The following is a 24,227-nucleotide window of genomic DNA, read 5'->3' as shown; positions in this document are numbered from 1 at the left end:
GGTCTCCGCCCGGCACACCGAGAGCACGCCCCGCACTCGGCTGCGATCGAACGGGGCCCCACGAGCCACCGGGCCCGCCCTCCGGCCGGACGACGGGACTTTGCGGACGCGACCTAGGAACCGAGCAGCTGGCGCTCCGCGTACCGCAGCTTGTCCGGGTTGAGTACGGCGTGCATCGCCTCGATCACCCCGTCGCGGAGTTGGATCGTGATCACGATGCGCAGGGAGTCGCCCTCCCAGACCGTCATCGCGCTCGCGCCGTTGACCTCGGCCGGTACGAAACGCAGGCCCGGTCCCCACTTCTCCAGCGCGCCCAGCACGAACCGGACGACCTTCTCGCGTCCCTCGACGGGCCGCCGGGCCGCGGACACCTTGCCGCCGCCGTCGCTCCACCAGGTCGCGTCGGCCGCGAGCAGCTTCTCCAGGCCGGCCAGATCGCCCTCGCGGGCCGCCACGACGAAGGACGTGACCAGCTCGTCCCGGTGCTCGGGCGTCGGCGAGAAACGGGAGTCCGGCTCGCCCACCCGCAGCGCCGCCCGCCGGTGCAGCTGACGGCAGTTCGCCTCGGACAGGTCCAGCACCCCGGCGATCTCCCGGTAGCCGTAGGCGAAGGCCTCGCGCAGCACGTACACCGCCCGCTCGGTCGGGGTCAGGCGCTCCAGGAGAAGTAGCAGCGCCGTGGACACCGCGTCCCGCTGCTCGGCCGACTCCAGGGGGCCGAGCGTGCCGTCGGAGGTGACCACGGGCTCCGGCAGCCAGCTCCCGACGTACTGCTCGCGCCGCGCGCGTGCCGAGGTCAGCCGGTTGAGGCAGAGGTTGGTGACGACCTTGGCGAGCCAGGCCGCCGGGTGCTCGATGCCGGCCCGGTCGGCGCCGCTGAAGCGCAGATACGCGTCCTGGACGGTGTCCTCGGCCTCGTCGGCGGAGCCGAGCATCCGGTACGCCAGGCCGAACAGCCGGGGGCGGTGGCTCTCGAACTCCTCGGCGGTCGCGGTGGTCATGACCGTCACCCTGCCAGAAGTCCGTCACCCTGCCAGAGGGGGAGACCCGGCGGCGGGCAAGGGCCGTCGTCACCGCCGCCGGGCCCGTCTGAACGGGTGTCCACGCACCGCGACCTCTAAAAGGAACACCGTGACCCTAAGAAGGAACACCGTGACCCTAGAAAGGACTAGACCATTACGTCAATGGTTGAGAAGTCCAGCGAGAGCGCCTGTGAGCCACCCCACACACTTCACCCGTATGGACCTCGATCAGGCGTGGCAGACTGGTTCCGTACCAGAAGCAGCGCACTCCGGGGTCGGTGAAAGTCCGAACCGGCGGTTACAGTCCGCGACCCGACCGCTTCCAGCGGCCGGTTGACCAGGTGAAATTCCTGGACCGACGGTTAAAGTCCGGATGGGAGGCAGTGCGCGGCGGGCGGGCATCCTCGTGTGCGCGCCGCCGTATCAGGTCTGTCCCGCCAGGGACGGGTCCGTCCGGCGTCGCCCCCGGTGTCCTCGCTCGCTCATTCTGTCGTCATCGACAGGCCCCGGAGTCCGTGCCCGAATGAGGCAGGGAGGACCCGGGAAGTGTTCACCGGAATCGTCGAAGAACTGGGTGAGATCACCGCCGTCGAGAACCTCGGTGACTCCTGTCGTTTCCGAGTGCGCGGCCCCGTTGTCACCGAGGGCGCGAAGCACGGGGACTCCATCGCCGTCAACGGCGTCTGCCTCACCGTCGTCGAGTTCGACGCCGACTGGTTCACCGCCGACGTCATGGCCGAGACCCTCGACCGCTCCAGCCTCGGCGCCCTCGCCGAAGGCTCCCGCGTCAACCTCGAACGCCCGATGGCCGTGGGCGCGCGCCTCGGCGGGCACATCGTGCAGGGCCATGTGGACGGCACCGGCCGGGTCCTGGAGCGCAAGCCCTCCGAGAACTGGGAGATCGTCAAGGTCTCCCTCCCCGCCGACCTCACGCGCTACGTCGTCGAGAAGGGCTCGATCACGGTCGACGGCATCAGCCTGACCGTCGTCGACGCGGGCCCCGACTACTTCACGGTCAGCCTCATCCCGACCACCCTCGCCCTGACCACGCTCGGCCTCAAGCAGCCCGGCGACCCGGTCAACCTCGAGGTCGACGTCGTCGCCAAGTACGTGGAGCGCCTGCTCGCGAGCAGCGGTCAGGGGGCCGGGAAGTGAACTCCCTCAACTCCGAGGCCTTCACCCTGTTCGGCCAGCACATCCTCTGGTCGGACATGATCGGCAACATCCTCGGCCTGATCGCCCTCGCGCTCGGCTGGCGGCGCAACCTCTGGAGCTGGCCGGTCCAGTTCGCCTCCGGGCTCATCCTCTTCGGCGCCTTCTACGGCCACCTCACCGGCAGCGCGGGCAAGCAGGCGGTCGTCATGGCCGTCGCGCTGTTCGGCTGGTGGCAGTGGAACCGCAACAAGGGCCGCGCCGAGGACGGCGGGGACGGTCACATCACCCCCCGCTTCGCCACCTGGCGCGAGCGCGGCGCCCTCGTCGGCGCCGCCGCCGTCGGCACCGTCGCCGTCGCGCTGCTCTTCAAGGCGTACCCGTCCCTGTCCTGGGACCCCTGGCCGGACGCCTACATATTCGTCGGCACCGTCGTCGCCATGTACGCGCAGGCGCGCGGCATGGTCGAGTTCTGGTTCGCCTGGCTCCTGGTCGACCTGGTCGGCGTCCCCCTCAACTTCGCCAACGGCTACGCCTTCTCCGGCTTCGTCTACGTCATCTACGGCGCACTCGTCCTGTGGGGCATGCGCGACTGGTGGCTGCGCTCCCGCAACTCCGCGCGGCCCGTCATGGAAGGAGCGCCGGCATGACCTCGGCACCGATCCTGTACAGCACCGACGGCTTCGAGGACTGGTCCCTCGACCCGATCGAGCAGGCGATCGCGGACATCGCGGCCGGCCGCCCGATCGTGGTCGTCGACGACGAGGACCGCGAGAACGAGGGCGACCTCGTCGTCGCCGCCGAGAAGATCACCCCCGAGATCGTCGCCTTCATGATGAGCGAGTGCCGCGGCCTGATCTGCGCCCCCATGGAGGGCGAGGAACTGGACCGGCTCAGGCTCCCGCAGATGGTCGACGACAACACCGAGTCGATGAAAACCGCGTTCACAGTCTCCGTGGACGCATCCGCCGTTCACGGTGTGAGCACCGGCATCTCGGCATCCGACCGCGCCACCACGCTGCGGCTCCTGGCGAGCGGCGACGCCCACGCCGACGACTTCGTCCGCCCCGGCCACATCTTCCCGCTCCGCGCCCGGCCCGGCGGCGTGCTCGTCCGCAACGGCCACACCGAGGCCGCCGTCGACCTCGCCCGCCTCGCGGGCCTGCGTCCCGCCGGTGCCATCGTCGAGATCGCCGGCGAGGACGGCCGGATGCTGCGTCTCCCCGAGCTGATCCCCTTCGCCCGCAAGCACGGCCTGACGATCGTCTCCATCGAGGACCTGATCGCCTACCGCCGGGCCGCCGAACCCACCGTCCGCCGCGAGGCAGAGACCCGGCTGCCCACCGCCCACGGCACCTTCACGGCGTACGGCTACCGCTCCACCGTCGACGGCGTCGAGCACGTCGCCCTCGTCCACGGCGAGATCGGCGACGGCACGGACGTCGTGGTCCGGATCCACTCCGAGTGCCTCACCGGCGACGTCTTCAGCTCCCTGCGCTGCGACTGCGGCCCCCAGCTGGAGGCCTCCCTGGAGCGCATCCAGACCGAGGGCAGGGGAGTGGTCGTCTACCTCCGCGGCCACGAGGGGCGCGGCATCGGCCTGCTCTCCAAGCTGCGGGCGTACGAACTCCAGGAGCAGGGCCGCGACACCCTCGACGCCAACCTGGAGCTCGGCCTGCCCGCCGACGCCCGGGACTACGGCGCGGGCGCGCAGATACTCGAGGATCTCGGCGTGCGCAGTGTGCGCCTGATGACCAACAACCCCGAGAAGTCCGACGCGCTCCTGCGCCACGGCATCGAGGTCGTGGGCCGGGAGCCGATGCCCGTCCAGGCGGGCGAGCACAACCTCCGCTATCTGCGCACCAAGCGGGACCGGATGGGCCACGACCTGCCCTGGCTGGACCCGGCCCCCGTGGCCACCTGCGGCAACCAGTAAGACGTAACCGAAAAAGATCTGGGAGACACGAGAACGTGAGCGGCAAGGGCGCACCCGAACTGTCCGTACGCAACGTGGGCGACCTGCGGGTCGCCGTCATCGCGGCGCAGTGGCACGAGAAGGTGATGGACGGACTGGTCGACGGCGCGCTGCGCGCCCTGCACGACCTCGGCATCGACGAGCCGACCCTGCTGAGGGTCCCCGGCAGCTGGGAACTGCCGGTCGTCGCCAAGGTGCTGGCCGGGCGGGGCTACGACGCGATCGTCGCCCTCGGTGTCGTCATCCGCGGCGGCACCCCGCACTTCGAGTACGTCTGCCAGGGCGTCACCCAGGGCCTCACCCAGGTGTCCGTGGAGACCGGCGTCCCCGTCGGCATGGGCGTCCTCACCTGCGACACGGAGGAACAGGCCCTGGACCGGGCGGGCATCGAGGGCTCGAACGAGGACAAGGGGCACGAGGCGGTGACCGCCGCGGTGGCCACGGCGGCCACCCTCCGCTCAGTATCTGAACCGTGGCACTAGGTGGTCCGGGCTTACGCGTAAAGTGGGCGCCACCATGTCCAATAAGACGTTCGAGGAGCTCTTCACCGAGCTCCAGCAGAAGGCCGCCACCGGCGACCCCGCCACCTCCCGCACCGCGGAACTGGTCGGCAAGGGTGTCCACGCCATCGGCAAGAAGGTCGTAGAAGAGGCCGCCGAGGTCTGGATGGCCGCCGAGTACGAGGGCAAGGAGGCGGCCGCCGAGGAGATCTCGCAGCTGCTCTACCACGTCCAGGTGATGATGGTCGCCCGCGGGATCTCGCTGGACGACGTCTACGCCCACCTCTGAGCCGTACCCGCACCTCATTCCCGTACGAAACGAAGGAAGCTCGCCTCATGCTGCGCATCGCCGTCCCCAACAAGGGTTCCCTGTCAGGCCCCGCGGGGGAGATGCTGCATGAGGCCGGCTACCGCCAGCGCCGCGAGTCCAAGGAACTGCGGATCGTCGACCCGGTCAACGAGGTGGAGTTCTTCTACCTCCGCCCCCGCGACATCGCGATCTACGTCTCCTCCGGCAAGCTCGACATCGGCATCACCGGCCGCGACCTGCTGATCGACTCCGGCGCCGAGGCCGAGGAGATCCTCCCGCTCGGCTTCGCCCGCTCCACCTTCCGCTTCGCCGCCAAGCCGGGCACGGCCAACGGCGTCGAGGACCTCAAGGGCCGGACCGTTGCCACCTCGTACGAGGGAATCGTCGCCGGGCACCTCGCCGACCACGGCATCGAGGCCTCCGTCGTCCACCTCGACGGCGCCGTCGAGACCGCGATCGAACTCGGGGTCGCCGAGGTCATCGCGGACGTCGTCGAGACCGGCACCAGCCTGCGCAACGCGGGACTCGAGGTCTTCGGCGAGCCCATCATGAAGTCCGAGGCCGTCGTCATCCGGCGCACCGGCGCGGACGCCGACGAGCCCAAGGTCCAGCAGTTCCTGCGCCGCCTCCAGGGCGTCCTGGTGGCCCGGACGTACGTGATGATGGACTACGACTGCCGGGTCGAGCAGCTGGAGAAGGCCGTCGCCCTCACCCCCGGCCTGGAGTCCCCGACCGTCTCCCCGCTGCACAACGAGGGCTGGGTCGCCGTCCGCGCGATGGTCCCCGCCAAGGAGGCGCAGCGGATCATGGACGACCTGTACGACATCGGCGCGCGGGCCATCCTGACCACGGCCATCCACGCCTGCCGTCTCTGAGGGGCCGCAGCCAGATGTCCGCCGAACCGCCCGCCCTGCCCGTCACCTTCCGGCCCGGACGCACCCGCGTCGTGCTGATGACCGCCGGTGTCGCCATCTTCGTGACCATCACGGTGATCGCGCTGCTGCTGGAACAGCTCGGCCCGGGAGAGCGCCTGAGCTTCGTCTTCACGGCCGCCCTCCTCGCCGGTGTCCTGTTCCTGCTGGCCCGGGTCAAGGTCGTCGCCGACGAGAGCGGCGTCACCGTGCAGAACATCACCAGCCGGCGCCGGCTGGAGTGGGCCGAGATCGTCCAGGTCAACCTCCGGCCCGGCGACCCGTGGGTCTTCCTCAACCTCACCGACGGCACCAGCCTGCCCGCACTCGGCATCCAGCCGGGCATCGCCAAGGAGCACGCGATCGCCGACGCCCGTGCCCTGCGGGCGCTCGTCGAGGATCGTGCCCCGAGGGATCTGCCGTAGAGGGCCGTGTCTTGATTAATCTGTTGGCGGAGGCGTTTTTCCGGCGCCTCCGCCGCTTCGTGTTCCTGCTACCCGAGGAGTGACTCCCTCCAGCGATGGACGGATCGTCCTGTAGTACCTGCGCCGCCCCCTCCCGACCTATCGAGGCGGCGGCATGACCATCCCCCTGCTGCTCCTCGGAGCGGCGTTCCTGCTGATTCTCGCCAACGGCTTCTTCGTGGCGGCCGAGTTCGGCCTCGTCACCGTCGAGGCCACGGACGCCGAGAAAGCCGCCGCGGAAGGCGACCGGAGGGCCCGCAGGGTCGCCGAGTCGCTCAAGGAGCTGTCCTTCCAGCTCTCCGGCACCCAGCTCGGCATCACCATCACCTCCCTCGTCGTCGGCATGCTCGCCGAACCGGCGCTCGCGGAACTGCTGCAGGGCCCCTTCACGGCCGTCGGCATCCCCGAGGGCGCGGCCTCCGGCGTCGCCGTGGTCGTCGGCATGCTGCTGGCCGCGGCCGTGCAGATGGTGATCGGCGAACTCGTGCCCAAGAACTGGGCCGTCTCCAAGCCCATGCAGGTCGCCCGCTTCGTCGCCGGCCCCCAGCACGCCTTCGCCCGCCTCTTCCGCCCGGTCATCGCGGTGCTCAACGCCGTCGCCAACCGGCTGGTACGGGCCCTGGGCATCGAGCCCGCCGAGGAGCTGGCCTCCGCCCGCACCCCCGGCGAACTCGTCTCCCTCGCCCGCCACTCCGCGCAGGCCGGCACCCTGGAACAGGACACCGCCGACCTCTTCGTACGGACCCTGTCGCTCGCGGAACTGACCGCGCAGCACGTCATGACCCCGCGTGTGAAGGTCAGCGCCCTCCAGGTCTCCGCGACCGCCGAGGACGTCGTCAACCTCACCCGCGCCACCGGCCTGTCCCGCTTCCCCGTCTACCGCGAGAAGATCGACGAGGTCGTCGGCATGGTCCATCTCAAGGACGCCCTCGCGATCCCGCCGCGGGAGCGGCTGCGCACCCCGGTCGCCCGGATCGCGCGCCCCGCGCTGATGGTGCCCGAGACCCTCCCCGTCCAGCCGCTGCTCGCCCAGCTGCGCAGCGAGCAGCCCATCGCCGTCGTCGTCGACGAGTACGGCGGTACGGCCGGCGTGGTCACCCTGGAGGACATCGTCGAGGAGATCGTCGGCGAGGTCCGCGACGAGCACGACGGTCAGGACGTCCCCGAACTCGCCGCCGCCCCGCCCGAGGACGGCCGCCTCGCCTGGGACGCCGACGGCAGCTGCCGGGTCGACATCCTCCAGCGCATAGGCCTCGACGTGCCCGAGGGGCCGTACGAGACGGTCGCCGGACTCGTCGCCGACCTGCTCGGCCGCATCCCCGCCGTCGGCGACCGGGCCGAACTGCCCGGCTGGCGGCTCACCGTCCGCCAGGTCGGCCACTACCGCGCCGAGCGCGTCCGCCTGGTACGGACGGTCCCCGCGGTCAACGTCATGGAGGCGGCCCGATGAGCGTCCTCCAACTCCTGTTCGCCGCCCTGCTCGTGCTCGCCAACGGCTTCTTCGTCGGCGCCGAGTTCGCGCTAGTCTCCGTGCGCCGCAGCCAGATCGAACCGCTCGGCACCGCACGGGCCCGCCAGGTGCTCTACGGCCTGGAGCGGCTTCCCCAGATGATGGCGGCGGCCCAGTTCGGCATCACGATCTGCTCGCTGACCCTCGGCGCGGTCGCCGAACCGACCGTCGCCAAGCTGCTGGAGCCCGTCTTCGAGTGGGTCCACCTGCCGCACGGCATGATCCACCCGCTGGGCTATGTGATCGCCCTCGCCGCGGTCGTCTTCTTCCACCTCGTTATCGGCGAGATGGTCCCGAAGAACCTCGCGATGGCCGCCCCGGAGAAGGCCGCCCTGTGGCTCAGCCCCGGCCTGGTCTGGTTCGCGCGGCTGTGCCGGCCGATCACCGCGGCCCTCGGCGCCTGCGCGGCCGCCATCCTGCGGCTCTTCCACGTCGAGCCCAAGGACGAGGTCGAGGCCGTCTTCACCAGCGAGCAGCTCAACCGGCTCGTCGAGGACTCCGGCCAGGCCGGACTGCTCGACCCCGAGGAGCAGGAACGCCTGGAGGACGCGCTGGAGCTGGGCTCCCGCCCGGTCACCGACGTGCTCCTCGGCCGCGAGTCCCTGGTGACCGTCAGCCCCTCCGTCACCCCGGGCCAGGTCGTCCGGCTCACCGCCCGCACCGGCTACTCCCGCTTCCCGGTCGCCGCGGACAACGGCGCCTTCATGGGCTACCTGCACGTCAAGGACGTACTCGACCTGGAGGACTCCGAGCGGGCGGTGCCGCAGCAGATCTGGCGGCCCATGACCAAGCTCCGCTCCGACCTCCCGCTCGACGACGCCCTCACGGTGATGCGGCGGGCGGCCACCCACCTCGCACAGGTGGCGGACGGGTCCGGGAAGGTGCTCGGCCTGGTCGCCCTGGAGGACGTCCTGGAACTCCTCGTCGGTGAGGTACGGGACCCCGCGCACCGGCTGGTGACGGAGGTACGGGTGACCGAGCCCCGGTCCGGCGGGACGCACGAGGAGGCGCTCGCCGGCTGAGCCCCGTCCTGCGGGGGCGGACTACGGCAGGTGTCCGCCCCCGAGTGGGGTCCGGGGGACGGCACGGCGCATCTCACGAAGGCGGCCGTCCGCGCCGAACCACCGGCGTGGCTGCGCGAGTTGGAAACGGCCCTGCTCACCCACACGTAGGTCATGTCCTACGGCGACGTCAGCGACCTGTCTCCCCTCACAGCGCCGACGGATCCTGCGGCCCCCGCCCCGACAGCACTTCGCCGTACGCCTGCATCAGGTCGGGCAGCCGCAGGGTCGACAGGTCGTCCCGGGTGAGCATTCCCGGGTAGGTCGACAGCCGCAGATCCCGGTACGCGCAGCTCTTCTCGTACAGCGTGCGCAGGAACCGCCCGTTGCCCAGCTCGTCGATCCACCCCTGGTCCACCACGTGCCCGGCGATGGAGCGCAGTTCGTCGAGCGCCTCCTCGTCCCAGATGTCGCCGTTCTCCGCGGCCAACACCTCGCCGATGGAGGTGAGTTCGAGCGGACGGTAGGAGGGGAAGTCGACGCGGGTGGTGAAGCGCGAGGACAGACCGGGGTTCGCGGCGAGCAGCCGGTCCATGCCCTCGGGGTAGCCGGCCAGGATCACCACCAGGTGGTCCCGGTTGTCCTCGGCCCGCTTCAGCAGCACCTGGAGCGCCTCGTCGCCGTACGCGTCCCCTTTGCCGTAACCGGAGTTGGAGAGCGAGTAGGCCTCGTCCACGAACAGCACCCCGCCGAGGGCGGAGTCGATCAGTTCGTTCGCCTTGACCGCGGTCTGGCCGAGGTACTCGCCGACCAGGTCGGCCCGTTGGGCCTCCACGAGGTGGTCGCCGCCGAGCAGGCCGAGCGCGTAGAAGACCCGGCCGAGGATGCGGGCCACGGTGGTCTTGCCGGTGCCGGAGGGGCCGGAGAAGACGAAGTGACGTTTGGGCGGCTGGACCGGCAGACCCTGCCCGGCCCGCAGCCGGGCCATGTTCAACTGTGCGGACAACGCCTTGACCTGGCGCTTCACCGGCTCCAGACCCACCATGCGCTCCAGTTCGGTGAGCGCCTCCTCCAGCAGGACGGGGTCGGTGGGCCCGGCGGGCAGCGACTGCGCGAAGCTGCCCGAGCGCTCGCGCCCGGCCGGGTCGGTCATCGACGGCAGCGGGCCGGTGGGCGGCAACTCCGGTTCGGAGAGCTTGAGTTCGCGTCCCTCGGTGCCGAAGAGCGGGTCGAGGCCGTCCGGCCCGTCCAGCATGTCCTGGCCGAGGCCGGTGAGGGTGATCGCCGCGAGGTCGGCCGGGTCGTCGTACCCGTCGCCCTCGGCGATCGCGGCGAGCCGGGCCGAGGTGTCCATGAACGCGGGGTCGACGCGGTGCACGGCCCGGTAGAGGGGGAGCGCGGCCGCAGAACGGCCCGTGCCCTCGTGGGCCCGCGCGAGCCAGTAGCGCAGCTCCTTGCGCTGGGGCTGTTCGCTGCGACAGCGCATCAGCGCCGAGGACAGCAGCGGTTCGGCCTGCCCGTACATCTCCAGCCGGACCCGGGCCATGCCGCCGAAGAGTCCGGCCTCGATGCCGAGCAGCGCGTCGTCGATCAACGGGTCGGTGTGCCGGACCAGTTGCTCCCAGTCCTTGACGAGATAGGCGCGGCACGCGTGCAGGAAGCGGACCTGGTGGTCGGCGTCCACCGGCGGTAGGCCCGCCAATGCCCGGTCCAGCTCGGGGACATGGCGGCCGTCCAGCCAGTGCGAGGCGTGCGCGAGCAGCAGGTCGCGCGGGCTCTCCAGCACCGGCTGCACCCACCAGCCCAGCCAGTACCAGGAGTTGAGGGTACGGCGGTGGCGTGCGCGTTGCTCGCCGAAGCGCTCGCGGTGCCGGAACATCCGCAGCAGCGCGGTCGTCGTGTCGACGCGCAGCGCGTGCAGTCCGAGCCAGCCGTCGGCCATCCCGGGATCGATCCGCACCGCGGCCCGGAACTCCTCCTCCGCCTGCGGATAGGCGCCCATCGTGTAGGCGTCCACGCCTCGCAGCCAGGCGAGGTCGGCCGGGGCCTCGGGGCCCCGCGTGCCGAAATCCATCACGTCCCCCACAAACCGTGCCCCCGTGGTTCACCACCGGGCCGTCGCCCGGTGGCCGCCTTCGTCCAACCGCTGTGCCGCGGACCGGAGTTGCAACAGTGCGCAGAGCGGCTGTCCGTAGGTCGCACCGAGGGCATGGTACCCGCGCGGGTGTCGCCCACCGAAGGGTGCCGCACAGGACGTTTGACGAGGTGGGAGCAGATGAGGCGCACTTCGTGTGGTGACCGAGGGTGAGCGAACGGCATCACACGGCGTCCGAAAAAGTGGGGGAGGGCAGAACGAAGCCCCCGATCACGGGGGAACAACCGGGGGCTTCGCGTCTGTGGGGCGGCCTCGAACGGCCGCCTGTTCAGAACGTAAGACCTGTACGGCCCCTCGGTCAAGCCGAGTTGGGGGACTGAGGCAAGTTCCGGACCCAGGGTCTTCACAGGTTCAACACATCGCCGTCGGCCCGTCACCGTGCGTGACATCCTGGCTCGGTCCAACGGCCCCGGCAGGCCCTGGAGTTGTCTCGTACCCCTCAATTCCCTGCCGTACCAGAAGATCGGCGAAGGGCCGGGAGGGGTCTTCGGCGAAATGTCGCCGTTCCGCCTCGACCCATCCCTCCCAGAACTCCCGCTGTTCCGCTCCGTCCCGGGAGCGTCCCCGGGCCCAGGACTCCTCGCGGGGCAGCTCCATCCACAGCAGGTGCGCGAGGTGCGGCCGCAGCGCCCGCCGTCCCGCCCCGACGCCCTCCAGGAGGATCACCGGGGCCGGCGGCAGCGACCGCGGCGGGCCGAGACGGCGGCTGTGCCAGTCGTAGGGGGCGTAGTGCGCGGTCCGGCCGTGGCGGAGCGGCTCGATCACCTCGTCCATGAGCCGTGCGGTCCAGCCGAAGAGCGCGTCGTGGCTCGCGATGTCGTCGAGGTGCAGGACGGGCGCGTCGTCGAGGGCGCCGGCCAGCCGGGCGGCGAACGTGGTCTTGCCCGAGCCGGCGTGCCCGTCGATCGCGATCAGACGGACCGGGCCGCAGGACGGGGGCAGCGGGCGGAGCCGGGAGGCGAGGTCGTGAATGGTCGTTCCTGGGTGCTCGGAGGGGTGTGGCCAGTCTAAAGCGGAGGGAAAGCCTCAGGTCATGCCAGTGGACCAGACCAATATTTGGTGGGCGTGGCGCGGGCGAAATACTGGCAGGGGCATGTCCTCTGGCCCATAGTTGGCGCACAACTGTGCAAGGACCGACCTGACTCGCACGCCTGGGGGAATTTCCGCATATGAGCAGAGCCGAACGACCGTCCCGCAGAACCGTTCTTGCTGCCGCGGTCGCCGCCGCCGTCGCCGGCAGTGCGGGCCCGGCGGCCGCCGCCGCGCCCGGCGCCGACTCCGACGAGGACTCCGCCCGCTTGGTCGACAACCGCGCCTGGACCACGTACAGCGACTGGCGCGGTGGCGCCGCGAAGGGCACCCGGGCCGTCGCGGGCGACCGCCCCGGCCTGGTGATCGGCGCCCCCGTCGGCACCGTCCAGTACACCGACCCGCACACCGGCACCACCGCCGCCTGGGAGTACGCGACCTGGACCTCGCCGGTCCACCGGCTCGCCGTGCCGTCCACCGAGGCGATCGCGTCCTGGAACGCGCACACCCCGGACGGCACCTGGATCCAGATCGAGCTCAAGGGGACCTACTCCGACGGCACGGACACCCCCTGGTACGTGATGGGGCGCTGGGCCGCCGGTGACGGGGACATCAAGCGCACGTCGGTGGACGACCAGACCGACGGCAAGAGCACCGTCTGGACCGACACCTTCGCCGTCGACGACCCGGCGACCGGGCTGCGGCTGGCGTCGTACCGGCTCCGGCTGACCCTGTACCGCAGGCCCGGCACGAAGATCACGCCGACCGTGTGGCGGCTCGGCGCGATGGGCTCGGACATCCCCGACCGCTTCACCGTCCCGGCCTCCACTCCCGGCCTCGCGCAGGAGCTGATCGTCCCGCGCTACTCGCAGGAGATCCACGCGGGCCAGTACCCGGAGTACGACAACGGCGGCGAGGCCTGGTGCAGCCCCACCTCCTCGCAGATGATCATCGAGTACTGGGGCGGCCGGCTCACCCCCGAGCAACTGGCCTGGGTGAACCCGTCGTACGCGGATCCGCAGGTCTGCCACGCGGCCCGTTACACCTACGACTACCAGTACGCGGGCTGCGGCAACTGGCCGTTCAACGCGGCCTACGCGGCCACCTTCGACGACCTCCAGGGCGTGGTCACCCGGCTCGGCTCGCTCACCGACCTTGAGACCCTGATCGCGGCCGGCATCCCGGCCATCACGTCCCAGTCGTTCCTGAAGGAGGAGCTGACCGGGGCGGGATACGGCACCTCCGGCCACCTCATGACCGTGATCGGCTTCACCGCCGAGGGCGATGTGATCGCCAACGACCCTGCCTCGCCCAGCGACCCGGAAGTGCGGCGGGTCTACAAGCGGCGCGAGTGGGAGAACATCTGGCTCAGGACCAAGCGGTACAACGCCAGTGGCAAGGTCGTCTCCGGTACCGGTGGCGTCTGCTACCTGTACTTCCCGGCCTGTCCGACCCCGCGCCAGCGCAAGGCGCTCGCGGCGGTGGGCGTCGGCTGACGCCGTGCGGGGCCCCGGGCGACCGGGGCCCTGTGACCAAGGTCTCGGCCACAAGAGGGCGAAGCGGTGGCAAGGTGGACGGATCGGTGGGGGAGACCGTCCAGTCCGACCGTACGACCGAGATCAGCGAGACGCCATGACCGCACACCCCGCCACCGCCGCCCGCCCGCGCACCCGCACCGGCGGCCCCCAGGAAGACGGCCCCAAGGTCCTCGAACACCTCGCGGGCTGGACCCTCGTCGTGGTGATCGCGATGCTCGTCACGCAGCTCGGACTGCTGTGACCTGATCCATAATCGGCCTGCCATACTGCGCTTGTCCCGCCGCCCCCAGCCCGAGACCAGGGTCGAAATTGAATATCAGTGATCAGCGTGAAGCCGCCCGCCCACGGGCCCGCGGCACCGAGCGCTCGGTTGCGCGCCGCGCCGAACTCATCGCCATCGGGCGGAAGTTGTTCGCGGACACGTCCTACGACGCGCTCTCCATGGACGACATCGCCCGCCAGGCGCATGTGGCCAAGGGGCTGATCTACTACTACTTCCAGTCCAAGCGCGGCTACTACCTGGCGATCATCCAGGACTCCGTCGCCGACCTGGTCACCTACGCGGCGGGCGGCCTCGAACTGGCGGAGGAAGTCGGGCAGGTGGACCACATCCACCGCACCCTCGACAGCTATCTGCGCTACGCCGAGCACAACCAGTCCGCGTACCGGACCGTCGTCAGCGGCGGGGTCGGCTTCGACGCCGAGGTGCACGCCATCCGGGACGGCGTGCGCGAGGCGATCGTCGCGATGATCGCCCAGGGGGCGTACGGCCGTACCGACATCTCGCCGGTCGCCCGTATGGGGCTGTTCGCCTGGGTGTGCAGCGTCGAGGGCGCCACCCTCGACTGGATCGACCGCCCGCCCCAGCTCTCCCGCGACACCATGCGCGACCTCCTGGTGAAGACCCTGGGCGCCTCCATGCGCGCCATCGAGGAGATGGACCCGACCTACCCGACCCCGACCCCGGCCCGCCGCGCCGACTGACGGCCGCCCACGGCAACGGGGTTGGGGCGGGGGCTCGTGGTCCCCCGCCCCAAGTTCTCTGCGCGGCAAGCTAGTTGATCGCCTTGACCAGCTCGCCGCCGGTGGTGTCACCGCCCAAGCCCTGCTGGTTCTTGTACGTCACCTTCGTCGCGATGGTCGCGGGGGTGTCGTAACTCCACCAGTCGCCGCCGCACTTGGCGTACGCCGTGCCACCCACGGTCCCCGTCGCCGGGCCCTTGCCCTTGCCCTTGCGGTGATCGCCGCGGTGGCCAGGCTGCCGGAGCCGAACTTCGAACGCAGCGCGGACATCAGGTTCTTGAAGGCGCCCTGCCGCTGGTGTCACAGGTGTTGCCGCAGGCGTTCGGTTACTCCCAGCCGATGTCGATGCCGTCGAAGGCACCCGCCCACTTGGAGTTCTTCACCCTGCATCTCCCGGGGGATAACCCCCGGACCCCCAGCAGGAAGCCAGGTCGGCGAGACCGGGCGGCGCGAAGGCGTATCCGGTGCGAGTGGGCCGGACGTCCGAGCTGGACGTCCGGCGGCCGTAGGTGCCCCATTCGGTCACCTTCGCGGCCGTGAGCGACCGGAGTTTTCCGGTCGACGTTCACACCTCGTCGCGGTCCGCTGTACCGCCGGCCGCGGTACCGAGGTCGCATCCACAACCGTGTCCCCGGATAAACCGGTTCGTGCCTTAGCGGCAGCCTGGCGAAGACTGCGGCGCTGCACGTCACGTTCTGCTGAACATCGCGTGCAGTGAGTGGCCGGTATATCTTGAAGTAAGCGGTCGTTAACCGGTGACCGGGTGTCTTCGATCGGGCATACTCACAGGGCGCAGTCGCTGGTCAGCAGCTTCCGTGACCCGGGAGACGCGAGCAGCGGCAGGCGCCCAGTGAGATCCGGCGGAGCAGCCCCACCCCACGGCGTGCGTCCGTCAGCGCCCTACAGGGAGGAGAGCGTCGCCATGCCCGACCGCGCCCCGCAGCCGGTGGACCGTCAACTGCCCACGGACGAGGCCCGGGATCTGATCTCGCTCGTCCGCGACATCGCCGCGCGTGAGATCGCCCCGAAGGCGGCCGAGGAGGAGGACGCCGGACACTTCCCGCGCGAGATCTTCACCCTGCTCTCCCGCACCGGCCTGCTCGGCCTGCCCTACGACGTGGACCACGGCGGCGCCGACCAGCCGTACGAGGTCTACCTCCAGGTCCTCGAAGAGCTCGCCGCCGCCCGCCTCACCGTCGGCCTCGGCGTCAGCGTGCACACCCTCGCCTCCTACGCCCTCGCCATGTACGGCACCAAGGAGCAGCAGGTCGAGCACCTGCCCGCGATGCTCGGCGGCGGACTGCTCGGCGCCTACTGTCTCTCGGAGCCCTCCTCCGGCTCGGACGCGGCCTCGCTGCGCACCCGCGCGGTCCGGGACGGCGACGACTGGGTCATCACCGGCACCAAGGCCTGGATCACCCACGGCGGGGTCGCCGACTTCTACACCGTCATGGCCCGCACCGGCGAGGAGGGCCCGCGCGGGATCACCGCGTTCCTGGTCCCGGCCGACGCGGCGGGCCTGAGCGCGGCGGCCCCCGAGAAGAAGATGGGCATGAAGGGCTCGCCCACCGCGCAGGTCCACTTCGACGGCGTGCGGGTCGGCGACGACCGGCGCATCGGCGACGAGGGGCAGGGCTTCGCGATCGCGCTGTCCGCGCTGGACTCCGGGCGGCTCGGCATCGCGGCCTGCGCGATCGGGCTGGCCCAGGCGGCCCTCGACGAGGCCGTCGACTACGCGACCGGTCGGCAGCAGTTCGGGCGGCCCATCGCCGACTTCCAGGGGCTGCGCTTCATGCTCGCGGACATGGCGACCCAGATCGAGGCGGGCCGTTCCCTGTATCTGACGGCGGCCCGACTGCGCGATGCCGGACGGCCGTTCGCCAAGCAGGCGGCCATGGCCAAGCTGCACTGCACCGACACCGCGATGAAGGTGACCACCGACGCCGTCCAGGTCCTCGGCGGGTACGGCTACACCGCCGACTTCCCGGCCGAGCGGTACATGCGCGAGGCGAAGGTCCTCCAGATCGTCGAGGGCACCAACCAGATCCAGCGGATGGTCATCGCCCGTCATCTCGCGGGTCCGGAGACGCGCTGAACTGACCCGGCCTGACCTGCGGCGCTGCGAGCCGGATCCACTCCGGGTCGTGGCGCCCCGGCAGGGTGCGGCCACCGCTCGCCCAGGTGTGCATCAGGTCGCGGTAGATCGGCGGGTCCTGGGGAGGGGGCGGGCCCTGACGGAACGGCGGCGGGGCCGGGGGAACCGATTCTGCAAGGGCCGCATAGGTAGGGGTCATACCGGGGCAACGCGGGGAGCGGGGATGCGGTCACCGGCCGCGGGAATCGAGCGTGAGTTCACCGCCGTCCGGTCCCGCGTATGGCCACCGCACGGTGACTGACGTACCGTCAGCCAAGCTGTCCCGCAGGGAGGTTGACCATGGCCGACGACCGCCCCGTACCGCTCGACGACTACCCCGTGCACCAGGTCCCGCTGTCGATGAAGCACGTGGCGACGGGGGACCGGAACGCCTACGACCGCTGCATCTTCCACGTCGTCGACGACGAGGGAGAGGCCCTCGTCATCATGGGCCTCGGGGTCTACCCGAACCTCGGGGTGATCGACGCCTATGCGACAGTCCGCATCGGCGACACCCTGCACGCCGTACGGGCCTCGGACGCGCTCGGCGACGACCGGATGCGGCTCGACGTCGGCCCCCTGCACATCGGTGTGACGCAGGCGCTGCGCGAGTACCTCCTCGTCTGCGACCCGGACCCCGGCGACCCGGACGGACTGTCGTTCAGGATCAGGTGGTCGGCGGACTTCCCGCCGCTGTGGGAGCCGCATCACCAGCAACGGCGCGGCGGCCGGCTCACCCTGGAGGGCAGGCGGTTCGTCCAGGCGGGCCGGTGCCACGGCGTGCTGCGCGTCGGCGGACGGGAGATCCAGCTGCCGCCCACCCGCTGGACCGGCACCCGCGACCGCAGCTGGGGTGTGCGCCCGGTGCCCGGCGAGGAGGGCGGCCGGCTCGCCGAGGACCATCCGACCGAGGGCTTCCACTGGATCTGGTGCCCGATCCACCTGGGGGACCGCTTCCTCATGGTGATCGTCCAGGAGGACGCCGACGGCTACCGCACCCTGAACGACGCGACCCTGGTCCGTCCCGGCCACCGCGACCGCCAACTCGGCTGGCCCCAGCCCGAGATCACCTACCGCTCCGGCACCCGTCACCCCGAGCGCGCCGTCATCCACCTCGGCGACCTCCGCAAGCCGGCGCAGCTGGACGTGGAGATCCTCACCTCCTCGCCGCTCGCGCTCGGCGCCGGATATCCGCCGGCCGACGACTGGCAGCACGGCACGTGGCGGGGGCGCGAGTGGACCGACCGGCGCAGCTACGACCTCTCGCAGGAGCACCCCCTGGCGACCTACGGCGTCACCGACCACGCGGCCCGCTTCCGCCTCGACGGCCGGACCGGCCACGGCATCTTCGAGCACGGCTCGTTCGGCCGCCACGACCCGAGCGGGTTCACCGGCTTCGACTCCGTGGCGCCGTAAGTCCGTGGCGCCGTAAGGGAGATGAGCCGTAAGAGACGATGGCAGGAGGCAGATCCACATGGCCACGGCACCCCGCCCCCGCACCACCACCCGCGACCCGGAAGAACTGGCCCGCCGCCTCACCGCCTGGCTCCACACGCGGCTCCCGGGAGCGAAGGCCGTGAACGTCACGGTCCCCGCCTCCAACGGCATGTCCAGCGAGACCCTGCTCTTCGACATCGAGCACCCCGAACCACCCCTGCGTGCCTGCGCGTTGCGGCTGGCGGCGGATCCGTCGGCGTACACGGTCTTCCCGGTGTACGACATGGTCCGGCAGTACCGCACGATGGCCACGGTGGCTCGCTTCACGGACCTTCCCGTGCCCAAGACGCAGTGGCTGGAGGAGGATCCGGCCCCGCTCGGGGCGCCGTTCTTCGTCATGGAGCGCGTCGAGGGCCGCGTACCGCCGGACGTCATGCCGTACACCTACGAGGGCAACTGGCTGCACGTCGCGAGCGACGCCGAGCGCGAGCACCTGGAGGCGGCCTCGATCGGCCTGTTGGCCCGCCTGCACGACCAAGTGCCCCTCGAACAGGCCGAGTTCCTCACCCTGTCCGGCGACGGCGACTCCCTGCGCCGCCACGTCACCGCACAACGCGCCTACTACGACTGGGTGGTCGACGGACTCGCCCGCTCTCCGCTCATCGAGCGGGCCTTCGACCGGCTGGAGGAACTCTGGCCGCGCGACCCGGGGCAGCCCGTCCTCACCTGGGGCGACGCACGCATCGGGAACGTGATCTACGACGGCTTCGACCCCGTCGCCGTACTGGACTGGGAGATGGCGGCCCCGGCCCCGCGCGAGGTCGACCTCGGCTGGACCGTCTACCTGCACCGCTTCTTCCAGGACCTGACCGAGGCCTTCGGTCAGCGCGGCCTGCCGGACTTCCTGCGCCGCGACCGGATCGAGGCCCGCTACGCCGAACTCACCGGCCACACCCCGCACGACATGGACTTCTTCACGCTGTACGCGGCGCTGCGGCACGCGATCGTCATGCTGCGGATCGCCTACCGCCAGGCGTACTTCGGGGAAGTGACCGTACCGGCGGACCCGGACACACTGATCCTGCACCACGACAGCCTGCGAGCCATGGTGCAGGGCAGTTACTGGGATTGAGCGAAGCGCGGGGCGCGGGAGACGCTCAGGCGGCGTGCCGCCGCATCACGGGGACCCCGGGGACGCGGATGGGGCGCGAGCCCGGTCCGCCGACGTGCGAGAACGGCTGCATCCGCCAGTCGAGCCCCTGAGGGAGCGTCAACAGCAGGGCCGTGTCCTGCTCCTGGACCTCGGCCGACTCGTCCGCGGAGCGGGCCTCGGAGGCCTTGCGCCCGGTGCCCCGGCAGACCGTGAGACCGAACGGGTTCCACGGAGAGGCGCACAGCGCGTGCTCCGGCAGGATCTCCTCGTCCGCCAGCAGGGCGATGGACTGCGCGCAGTCCGGGCACACGACCCGGTACATCTCGAACGTGTCGTACGCGTCGAGTTCGTCCTCGTCGAAGGCGTCGGGTTCGACGCCCTCCGGCTCGGGCTCGACGACCGCCTGGAGCCGCTTGGGCGCGGTACGACCAGGGCGCTTAAGACTCTGCATGGATAACTCCCCCTCGGGCTGGGGCCGTGAAGGCGCTGCGGCCTCGACCACAGCAAGCACTTCCCGTCCCGTCACGGCGGTAATCACGGGACCATCACGGAGACTCGCCACGGGGTGTGGCCTTCGTCACATGCCGCCCGCAGGTGCCCGGCCCGGCCCCTTTGTCCCCCGGTCGGCGCACGGGTGACTCCCGGCCACATCACGAACAGGGCATGACCTGGGCCGCTCAGGTATCCGAGGAGATCAGCCGCACTGTAGGTTCTTGCGCCATGGAGGAGCTGGACCGACAAATCGTGCAGCTGCTCGTCAAGGACGGGCGGATGAGCTACACCGACCTGGGCAAGGCCACGGGCCTGTCCACGTCGGCCGTGCACCAGCGGGTGCGCCGACTGGAGCAGCGCGGCGTCATCCGCGGCTACGCGGCGGTCGTGGACCCGGAGGCGGTGGGCCTGCCCATGACCGCCTTCATCTCGGTGAAACCGTTCGACCCCAGCGCCCCCGACGACATCGCGGACCGCCTCTCCGACGTCCCCGAGATCGAGGCCTGCCACAGTGTGGCGGGCGACGAGAACTACATCCTCAAGGTGCGCGTGGCCACACCGCACGAGCTGGAGGAGCTGCTGGGCAGGCTGAGGGCCCTGGCGGGGGTGTCCACCAGGACGACGGTGGTCCTGTCGACCCCGTACGAGGCGAGACCACCGCGCATCTGATCCAAGGTCGGCTGTGCCGACTCAGGGGCGCGGGGAACTGCGCGACCAGCCACATCAGACCGGTAGTCGCGACACAGCCCGCGCCCCTGCGGCGGGACGGCGCCTGAAACACTGTCCCCCATGACCGCACAGCAGACCGTCCTCCTCCGTCGAGGCGAAGTCCACAGCCCCGCCGACCCTTTCGCCACCGCGATGGTCGTGGAGCGAGGACAAGTCGCCTGGGTCGGCTCGGAAGGCGCCGCGGACGCCTTCGCGGACGGCGTCGACGAAGTGATCGACCTGGACGGCGCCCTGGTCACCCCCGCGTTCACCGACGCACACGTGCACACGACGGCCACCGGCCTCGCACTGACCGGTCTCGACCTGACCACCGCCCCCTCCCTGGACGCGGCGCTGACCCTCGTACGGGAGTTCGCCGCGGCCCGCCCGAACGACCCCGTCCTCCTGGGCCACGGCTGGGACAGCTCCCGCTGGCCCGACCACCGCCCTCCCACCCGTGCGGAACTCGACGAGGCCACCGGCGGCCGTCCCCTCTATCTGAGCCGCATCGACGTCCACTCGGCGGTGGCGACGACGGCCCTGCTGGATCTGACCCCCGGCCTCGGCGCAGTGGAGGGCCCGCTCACGGCCGACGCCCATCACGCCGTACGCGCGAAGGCGCTCGCCTCGGTCTCCCCGGCCCAGCGCGCGGAAGCGCAACGCGCCGCCCTCGCCCACGCGGCCTCCCTCGGCATCGGCACGATTCACGAATGCGCAGGCCCCGAGATCTCCTCGGAGGACGACTTCACCGACCTACTGCGCCTCGCCGCCGAGGAAACCGGCCCGCGTGTCGTCGGCTACTGGGCGGAGCAGAATGTCGACAAGGCCCGCGAACTCGGTGCGCGCGGCGCCGCCGGTGACCTCTTCGTGGACGGCGCCCTCGGCTCGCACACCGCGTGCCTGCACGAGCCGTACGCCGACGCCGGCCACACCGGCATCGCCTACCTGGACGCGGCCGCCGTCGCCGCCCATGTCGCCGAGTGCACCGAGGAGGGCCTCCAGGCCGGCTTCCACGCCATCGGCGACGCCGCGGTGACCGCCGTCGTCGAGGGCGTCCGGGCGGCCGCCGAGAAGCTGGGCCTCTCCCGCGTCCGCGCCGCCCGGCACCGCGTCGAGCACGCCGAGCTGCTCACGCCGGAGGCGATCGCGGCCTTCGCCGAGCTGGGCCTCACCGCGTCCGTGCAGCCCGCCTTCGACGCCCTGTGGGGCGGCGAGGACGGCATGTACGTCCGCCGCCTGGGCGCGGAGCGAGCCGCCCGCCTGAACCCCTTCGCGGCCCTCCTGAGGGCCGGTGTGCCCCTCGCCTTCGGCTCCGACAGCCCGGTCACCTCCCTCGACCCGTGGGGCACGGTCCGTGCCGCCGCCTTCCACCGCACCCCGGAGCACCGCGTCTCCGTGCGCGCCGCGTTCACCGCGCACACCCGCGGCGGCTGGCGGGCGGTCGGCCGCGACGACGCCGGCGTCCTGGTGCCCGGCGCCCCCGCCGACTACGCCGTGTGGCGCACCGACGAACTCGTCGTCCAGGCCCCCGACGACCGGGTCGCCCGCTGGTCCACCGACCCGCGCTCCGGCACCCCCGGTCTGCCCGACCTCACCCCCGGCCGTGACCTGCCCGTCTGCCTGCGCACGGTGGTCGGCGGACGGGCGGTTTTCGTACGGCCGGGCGAGTGATCTCCGGGGGTGGCGCGAAACCGGTCACCCGCCTGTGCCCTGTCGCGCGACCTGCGCATCCTCCGCACTGACCAGCGGGTTGATGACAGAGCCGCAGGTCAAACAACTGTTGACAGGCGACGGCAGCGGGCCGGTAGGTTCGGCCGAGTCCACCACCGGACGCCCGGCCGGGGAACCTCCCCCACTCGTCGCGGCGCCGCTGAGTCAGCGACGGTGTGCCGCACCGGGGCACCGCCACTGGCAGCCAGGCTCAGCGCCCGCGCCGCCGCGAGGGAACGTTCCGTCGGGCCGGGAAGGTGTGACCCGGGTGGGGCCCGGGCGCTCAGTAGACAACGGCTCTCGGTCGATCCGCAGCCAGCGGGTCCCAGGTCGGCCCGAAGGGCGCCGGGCCCCCATCCGTAGACCGGAACCGCTCAAGGGGTGGCCGAAAAGTGTGCTCTTACCCCACTCTTAGGGAAACGACACCAGCATACGAACGCCTTGTCACGTCATCGCAGGCCCGGACCACTATGGTGGACGCCTGCGTACGTACTTGAAGGGGCAGCAGTGAACGACGGCGACGGGACCCTCGCGGCACAGGGGAGGCGGTTCGGCCCGCTCGGCACGGCTTTGGTGATCATCCCGACCTACAACGAGGCGGAGAACATCAAGGGCATCGTCGGACGGGTGCGGGCGGCCGTCCCGGACGCGCACGTCCTGGTCGCCGACGACAACAGCCCCGACGGCACCGGCAAGTTCGCCGACGAGGTGGCCGTCGAGGACGACCACGTCCACGTCCTGCACCGCAAGGGCAAGGAGGGCCTCGGCGCCGCCTACCTCGCGGGCTTCCAGTGGGGCCTGGAGCACGGCTACGGCGTCCTCGTCGAGATGGACGCCGACGGCTCCCACCAGCCCGAGGAGCTGCCCCGGCTGCTGACCGCGCTCAAGGGCGCCGACCTGGTCCTCGGCTCCCGCTGGGTGCCCGGCGGCAGGGTCGTGAACTGGCCGAAGTCCCGCGAGTTCATCTCCCGCGGCGGCAGCCTCTACTCCCGGGTCGCCCTCGACCTGCCCCTGCGGGACATCACCGGCGGCTACCGCGCCTTCCGCAGCGAGACCCTCCAAGGCCTCGGCCTCGACGACGTCGCCTCCCAGGGCTACTGCTTCCAGGTCGACCTCGCCCGCCGCGCCGTCAAGGCCGGCTACCACGTCGTCGAGGTCCCCATCACCTTCGTCGAGCGTGAACTCGGCGACTCCAAGATGAGCCGCGACATCCTCGTCGAGGCCCTGTGGCGGGTCACCACCTGGGGCGTGGGGGAGCGGGTCGGAAAGCTCACCGGCCGGTCCAAGCCGCCACAGCGTTAGCCCTACGACCGCACAGGCGCGGTTGATCGTCCCCTTATGCCCTGCTGAGCCGGGCCCAGGCACACTGGACGCATGACGACTGGCGCTCCGACTCCCACGTACCCCGCCCGGCCCCCACGCTCCCGACTGCGCACCTTCCTGCCGCTGGGCATCGCCGCCTGGCTGGTGCTGGAGATCTGGCTGCTGACCATGGTGGCGGGCGCCGCGAGCGGATTCGCGGTGTTCCTGCTGCTGGTCGCCGGGTTCGTGTTCGGCTCGGTGGTCATCAAGCGGGCCGGCCGCCGCGCCTTCCGGAACCTCAACGAGGCGCTCCAGCGGGGCGGCGCCCCCTCGGACTCCCAGGGCGGCGGCAACGGCCTGATGATGCTGGGCGGCCTGCTCCTGATGATCCCCGGCCTGATCTCCGACGCGGTGGGGCTGCTCCTGCTGATCCCGCCGGTCCAGAAGGCGATCGGCCGCTACGCCGAGCGCACCGTCGACCGCAAGCTCCGCGCGGCCGCCCCCGGCACCCTGGGCGACGCCTTCCAGCAGGCCCGGATGCACCGCCCCGACGGCAAGGTGGTCCAGGGCGAGGTCGTCCGCGACGACCGGGACCGGCCGGAGGACACTCCGCGGGAGCCGAGGCCCCCGCTCACCCGCTGACGGCCCGCCGGGCCCGGCGGGCAGAACCGGGCAGCACGAAACCGCGGGCGCCGTACACG

24 protein-coding genes, 1 pseudogene and 1 riboswitch are annotated in these 24,227 nt (G+C 71.2%); of the genes and pseudogenes, 19 read left to right on the top strand and 6 right to left on the bottom strand.

Annotation, left to right across the window (positions count from 1 at the left end):
- Nucleotides 1–113: 113 nt before the first annotated feature.
- A complete protein-coding gene (locus ABZ896_RS31240) occupies nucleotides 114–1,001 on the bottom strand; it encodes an RNA polymerase sigma-70 factor (RefSeq protein ID WP_360936423.1) in 888 nt (295 codons plus the stop codon).
- 281 nt (nucleotides 1,002–1,282) lie between these two features.
- Nucleotides 1,283–1,413, top strand: a riboswitch (FMN riboswitch).
- A 155-nt stretch (nucleotides 1,414–1,568) separates the two neighbouring features.
- Here ABZ896_RS31240 and ABZ896_RS31235 point away from each other — a divergent pair.
- The 9 genes from ABZ896_RS31235 (at nucleotide 1,569) to ABZ896_RS31195 (ending at nucleotide 8,866) form a co-directional block, all read left to right on the top strand.
- Nucleotides 1,569–2,177, top strand: coding sequence for a riboflavin synthase (locus ABZ896_RS31235; protein WP_360936421.1), 609 nt, complete (start codon nucleotides 1,569–1,571; stop codon nucleotides 2,175–2,177).
- Nucleotides 2,174–2,824 (top strand): nicotinamide mononucleotide transporter family protein, encoded by a 651-nt coding sequence (locus ABZ896_RS31230; protein WP_360936419.1) that lies wholly within the window; start codon nucleotides 2,174–2,176, stop codon nucleotides 2,822–2,824. Before ABZ896_RS31235 ends, ABZ896_RS31230 begins: the two co-directional genes overlap by 4 nt.
- Complete coding sequence (locus ABZ896_RS31225; RefSeq protein WP_360936417.1) at nucleotides 2,821–4,110, top strand: bifunctional 3,4-dihydroxy-2-butanone-4-phosphate synthase/GTP cyclohydrolase II; 1,290 nt, start codon at nucleotides 2,821–2,823, stop codon at nucleotides 4,108–4,110. Before ABZ896_RS31230 ends, ABZ896_RS31225 begins: the two co-directional genes overlap by 4 nt.
- Nucleotides 4,111–4,145: 35 nt before the next feature.
- Nucleotides 4,146–4,631, top strand: a complete 486-nt coding sequence (gene ribH, locus ABZ896_RS31220) for a 6,7-dimethyl-8-ribityllumazine synthase (protein ID WP_020117407.1) — start codon at nucleotides 4,146–4,148, stop codon at nucleotides 4,629–4,631.
- 34 nt (nucleotides 4,632–4,665) lie between these two features.
- Complete coding sequence (locus ABZ896_RS31215) at nucleotides 4,666–4,938, top strand: phosphoribosyl-ATP diphosphatase (protein ID WP_018534786.1); 273 nt, start codon at nucleotides 4,666–4,668, stop codon at nucleotides 4,936–4,938.
- A gap of 47 nt (nucleotides 4,939–4,985) precedes the next feature.
- On the top strand, nucleotides 4,986–5,834 hold the full coding sequence (hisG, locus tag ABZ896_RS31210; protein ID WP_360936414.1) for an ATP phosphoribosyltransferase: 849 nt from the start codon (nucleotides 4,986–4,988) through the stop codon (nucleotides 5,832–5,834).
- Nucleotides 5,835–5,848: 14 nt separating this feature from the next.
- On the top strand, nucleotides 5,849–6,295 hold the full coding sequence (locus ABZ896_RS31205) for a PH domain-containing protein (RefSeq protein WP_360936412.1): 447 nt from the start codon (nucleotides 5,849–5,851) through the stop codon (nucleotides 6,293–6,295).
- Between the two features lie 154 nt (nucleotides 6,296–6,449).
- Nucleotides 6,450–7,784, top strand: coding sequence for a hemolysin family protein (locus tag ABZ896_RS31200; RefSeq protein ID WP_360936410.1), 1,335 nt, complete (start codon nucleotides 6,450–6,452; stop codon nucleotides 7,782–7,784).
- Nucleotides 7,781–8,866, top strand: a complete 1,086-nt coding sequence (locus ABZ896_RS31195) for a hemolysin family protein (RefSeq protein ID WP_360936408.1) — start codon at nucleotides 7,781–7,783, stop codon at nucleotides 8,864–8,866. The genes ABZ896_RS31200 and ABZ896_RS31195 overlap by 4 nt, the downstream gene beginning before the upstream one ends.
- Nucleotides 8,867–9,053: 187 nt before the next feature.
- Here the strand turns inward: ABZ896_RS31195 and ABZ896_RS31190 are convergent, their stop codons facing one another.
- The gene (locus tag ABZ896_RS31190; RefSeq protein ID WP_360936406.1) at nucleotides 9,054–10,919 is read right to left on the bottom strand and encodes an AAA family ATPase; all 1,866 of its coding nucleotides are present in this window, start codon (nucleotides 10,917–10,919) and stop codon (nucleotides 9,054–9,056) included.
- A 432-nt stretch (nucleotides 10,920–11,351) separates the two neighbouring features.
- The gene (locus tag ABZ896_RS31185; RefSeq protein ID WP_360936451.1) at nucleotides 11,352–11,972 is read right to left on the bottom strand and encodes a hypothetical protein; all 621 of its coding nucleotides are present in this window, start codon (nucleotides 11,970–11,972) and stop codon (nucleotides 11,352–11,354) included.
- 197 nt (nucleotides 11,973–12,169) lie between these two features.
- Between ABZ896_RS31185 and ABZ896_RS31180 the strand changes: the two genes are divergently transcribed.
- The 3 genes from ABZ896_RS31180 to ABZ896_RS31170 all read left to right on the top strand — a co-directional run bounded on the left by ABZ896_RS31180 (nucleotide 12,170) and on the right by ABZ896_RS31170 (nucleotide 14,551).
- Complete coding sequence (locus ABZ896_RS31180; RefSeq protein ID WP_360936404.1) at nucleotides 12,170–13,525, top strand: peptidase C39 family protein; 1,356 nt, start codon at nucleotides 12,170–12,172, stop codon at nucleotides 13,523–13,525.
- Between the two features lie 136 nt (nucleotides 13,526–13,661).
- Complete coding sequence (locus ABZ896_RS31175) at nucleotides 13,662–13,808, top strand: SCO1431 family membrane protein (protein WP_360936402.1); 147 nt, start codon at nucleotides 13,662–13,664, stop codon at nucleotides 13,806–13,808.
- Between the two features lie 68 nt (nucleotides 13,809–13,876).
- A complete protein-coding gene (locus ABZ896_RS31170) occupies nucleotides 13,877–14,551 on the top strand; it encodes a TetR/AcrR family transcriptional regulator (protein WP_360936400.1) in 675 nt (224 codons plus the stop codon).
- Nucleotides 14,552–14,621: 70 nt separating this feature from the next.
- Here the strand turns inward: ABZ896_RS31170 and ABZ896_RS31165 are convergent.
- Nucleotides 14,622–14,973, bottom strand: a pseudogene (locus ABZ896_RS31165) (glycoside hydrolase family 18 protein); the annotation flags it as partial.
- Between the two features lie 539 nt (nucleotides 14,974–15,512).
- Between ABZ896_RS31165 and ABZ896_RS31160 the strand changes: the two are divergent.
- Nucleotides 15,513–16,685, top strand: a complete 1,173-nt coding sequence (locus tag ABZ896_RS31160; protein ID WP_360936398.1) for an acyl-CoA dehydrogenase family protein — start codon at nucleotides 15,513–15,515, stop codon at nucleotides 16,683–16,685.
- On the opposite strand, the gene ABZ896_RS31155 is transcribed toward ABZ896_RS31160, so the two are convergent.
- Entirely contained in the window at nucleotides 16,648–16,884 is a 237-nt protein-coding gene (locus tag ABZ896_RS31155; protein ID WP_360936396.1) for a hypothetical protein, read from the bottom strand. The two genes, ABZ896_RS31160 and ABZ896_RS31155, sit on opposite strands and share 38 nt — an antisense overlap.
- A 140-nt stretch (nucleotides 16,885–17,024) precedes the next feature.
- Between ABZ896_RS31155 and ABZ896_RS31150 the strand changes: the two genes are divergently transcribed.
- Nucleotides 17,025–18,140 carry a hypothetical protein gene (locus ABZ896_RS31150; RefSeq protein WP_360936394.1) on the top strand — a complete coding sequence of 372 codons (1,116 nt, stop codon included), beginning with the start codon at nucleotides 17,025–17,027 and terminating at the stop codon, nucleotides 18,138–18,140.
- Between the two features lie 58 nt (nucleotides 18,141–18,198).
- Nucleotides 18,199–19,293, top strand: a complete 1,095-nt coding sequence (locus tag ABZ896_RS31145; RefSeq protein ID WP_360936392.1) for a phosphotransferase family protein — start codon at nucleotides 18,199–18,201, stop codon at nucleotides 19,291–19,293.
- A 25-nt stretch (nucleotides 19,294–19,318) separates the two neighbouring features.
- Here the strand turns inward: ABZ896_RS31145 and ABZ896_RS31140 are convergent, their stop codons facing one another.
- Nucleotides 19,319–19,765: a hypothetical protein gene (locus tag ABZ896_RS31140; RefSeq protein ID WP_360936390.1), complete on the bottom strand. Its 447-nt coding sequence runs from the start codon at nucleotides 19,763–19,765 to the stop codon at nucleotides 19,319–19,321.
- Between the two features lie 269 nt (nucleotides 19,766–20,034).
- Between ABZ896_RS31140 and ABZ896_RS31135 the strand changes: the two genes are divergently transcribed.
- The 4 genes from ABZ896_RS31135 to fxsA all read left to right on the top strand — a co-directional run bounded on the left by ABZ896_RS31135 (nucleotide 20,035) and on the right by fxsA (nucleotide 24,168).
- A complete protein-coding gene (locus ABZ896_RS31135) occupies nucleotides 20,035–20,475 on the top strand; it encodes an Lrp/AsnC family transcriptional regulator (RefSeq protein ID WP_360936388.1) in 441 nt (146 codons plus the stop codon).
- 120 nt (nucleotides 20,476–20,595) lie between these two features.
- Entirely contained in the window at nucleotides 20,596–22,185 is a 1,590-nt protein-coding gene (locus ABZ896_RS31130; protein WP_360936386.1) for an amidohydrolase, read from the top strand.
- Between the two features lie 546 nt (nucleotides 22,186–22,731).
- On the top strand, nucleotides 22,732–23,526 hold the full coding sequence (locus tag ABZ896_RS31125) for a polyprenol monophosphomannose synthase (protein WP_360936384.1): 795 nt from the start codon (nucleotides 22,732–22,734) through the stop codon (nucleotides 23,524–23,526).
- A gap of 72 nt (nucleotides 23,527–23,598) precedes the next feature.
- Nucleotides 23,599–24,168, top strand: a complete 570-nt coding sequence (gene fxsA / locus ABZ896_RS31120) for an FxsA family membrane protein (protein ID WP_360936382.1) — start codon at nucleotides 23,599–23,601, stop codon at nucleotides 24,166–24,168.
- Nucleotides 24,169–24,227: the final 59 nt, after the last annotated feature.

The organism is Streptomyces sp. NPDC047072 (assembly GCF_040643855.1).
In the GTDB taxonomy this organism is placed as follows: domain Bacteria; phylum Actinomycetota; class Actinomycetes; order Streptomycetales; family Streptomycetaceae; genus Streptomyces.
Note: the sequence above shows the minus strand (reverse complement) of the source record. Positions and strands in the feature narration are given on the sequence as shown.

Bases quoted from the DNA above. Each gene is read 5' to 3' on its own strand.
- ABZ896_RS31240 (WP_360936423.1), bottom strand. From the start codon at position 1,001: ATGACCACCGCGACCGCCGAGGAGTTCGAGAGCCACCGCCCCCGGCTG.
- ABZ896_RS31135 (WP_360936388.1), top strand. From the start codon at position 20,035: ATGGAGGAGCTGGACCGACAAATCGTGCAGCTGCTCGTCAAGGACGGG.
- ABZ896_RS31215 (WP_018534786.1), top strand. From the start codon at position 4,666: ATGTCCAATAAGACGTTCGAGGAGCTCTTCACCGAGCTCCAGCAGAAG.
- ABZ896_RS31200 (WP_360936410.1), top strand. From the start codon at position 6,450: ATGACCATCCCCCTGCTGCTCCTCGGAGCGGCGTTCCTGCTGATTCTC.
- ABZ896_RS31155 (WP_360936396.1), bottom strand. From the start codon at position 16,884: ATGACCCCTACCTATGCGGCCCTTGCAGAATCGGTTCCCCCGGCCCCG.
- ABZ896_RS31180 (WP_360936404.1), top strand. From the start codon at position 12,170: ATGAGCAGAGCCGAACGACCGTCCCGCAGAACCGTTCTTGCTGCCGCG.
- ABZ896_RS31150 (WP_360936394.1), top strand. From the start codon at position 17,025: ATGGCCGACGACCGCCCCGTACCGCTCGACGACTACCCCGTGCACCAG.
- ABZ896_RS31225 (WP_360936417.1), top strand. From the start codon at position 2,821: ATGACCTCGGCACCGATCCTGTACAGCACCGACGGCTTCGAGGACTGG.
- ABZ896_RS31145 (WP_360936392.1), top strand. From the start codon at position 18,199: ATGGCCACGGCACCCCGCCCCCGCACCACCACCCGCGACCCGGAAGAA.
- ABZ896_RS31195 (WP_360936408.1), top strand. From the start codon at position 7,781: ATGAGCGTCCTCCAACTCCTGTTCGCCGCCCTGCTCGTGCTCGCCAAC.
- ABZ896_RS31190 (WP_360936406.1), bottom strand. From the start codon at position 10,919: ATGGATTTCGGCACGCGGGGCCCCGAGGCCCCGGCCGACCTCGCCTGG.
- ABZ896_RS31160 (WP_360936398.1), top strand. From the start codon at position 15,513: ATGCCCGACCGCGCCCCGCAGCCGGTGGACCGTCAACTGCCCACGGAC.
- ABZ896_RS31175 (WP_360936402.1), top strand. From the start codon at position 13,662: ATGACCGCACACCCCGCCACCGCCGCCCGCCCGCGCACCCGCACCGGC.
- ABZ896_RS31130 (WP_360936386.1), top strand. From the start codon at position 20,596: ATGACCGCACAGCAGACCGTCCTCCTCCGTCGAGGCGAAGTCCACAGC.
- ABZ896_RS31205 (WP_360936412.1), top strand. From the start codon at position 5,849: ATGTCCGCCGAACCGCCCGCCCTGCCCGTCACCTTCCGGCCCGGACGC.
- fxsA (WP_360936382.1), top strand. From the start codon at position 23,599: ATGACGACTGGCGCTCCGACTCCCACGTACCCCGCCCGGCCCCCACGC.
- ABZ896_RS31140 (WP_360936390.1), bottom strand. From the start codon at position 19,765: ATGCAGAGTCTTAAGCGCCCTGGTCGTACCGCGCCCAAGCGGCTCCAG.
- hisG (WP_360936414.1), top strand. From the start codon at position 4,986: ATGCTGCGCATCGCCGTCCCCAACAAGGGTTCCCTGTCAGGCCCCGCG.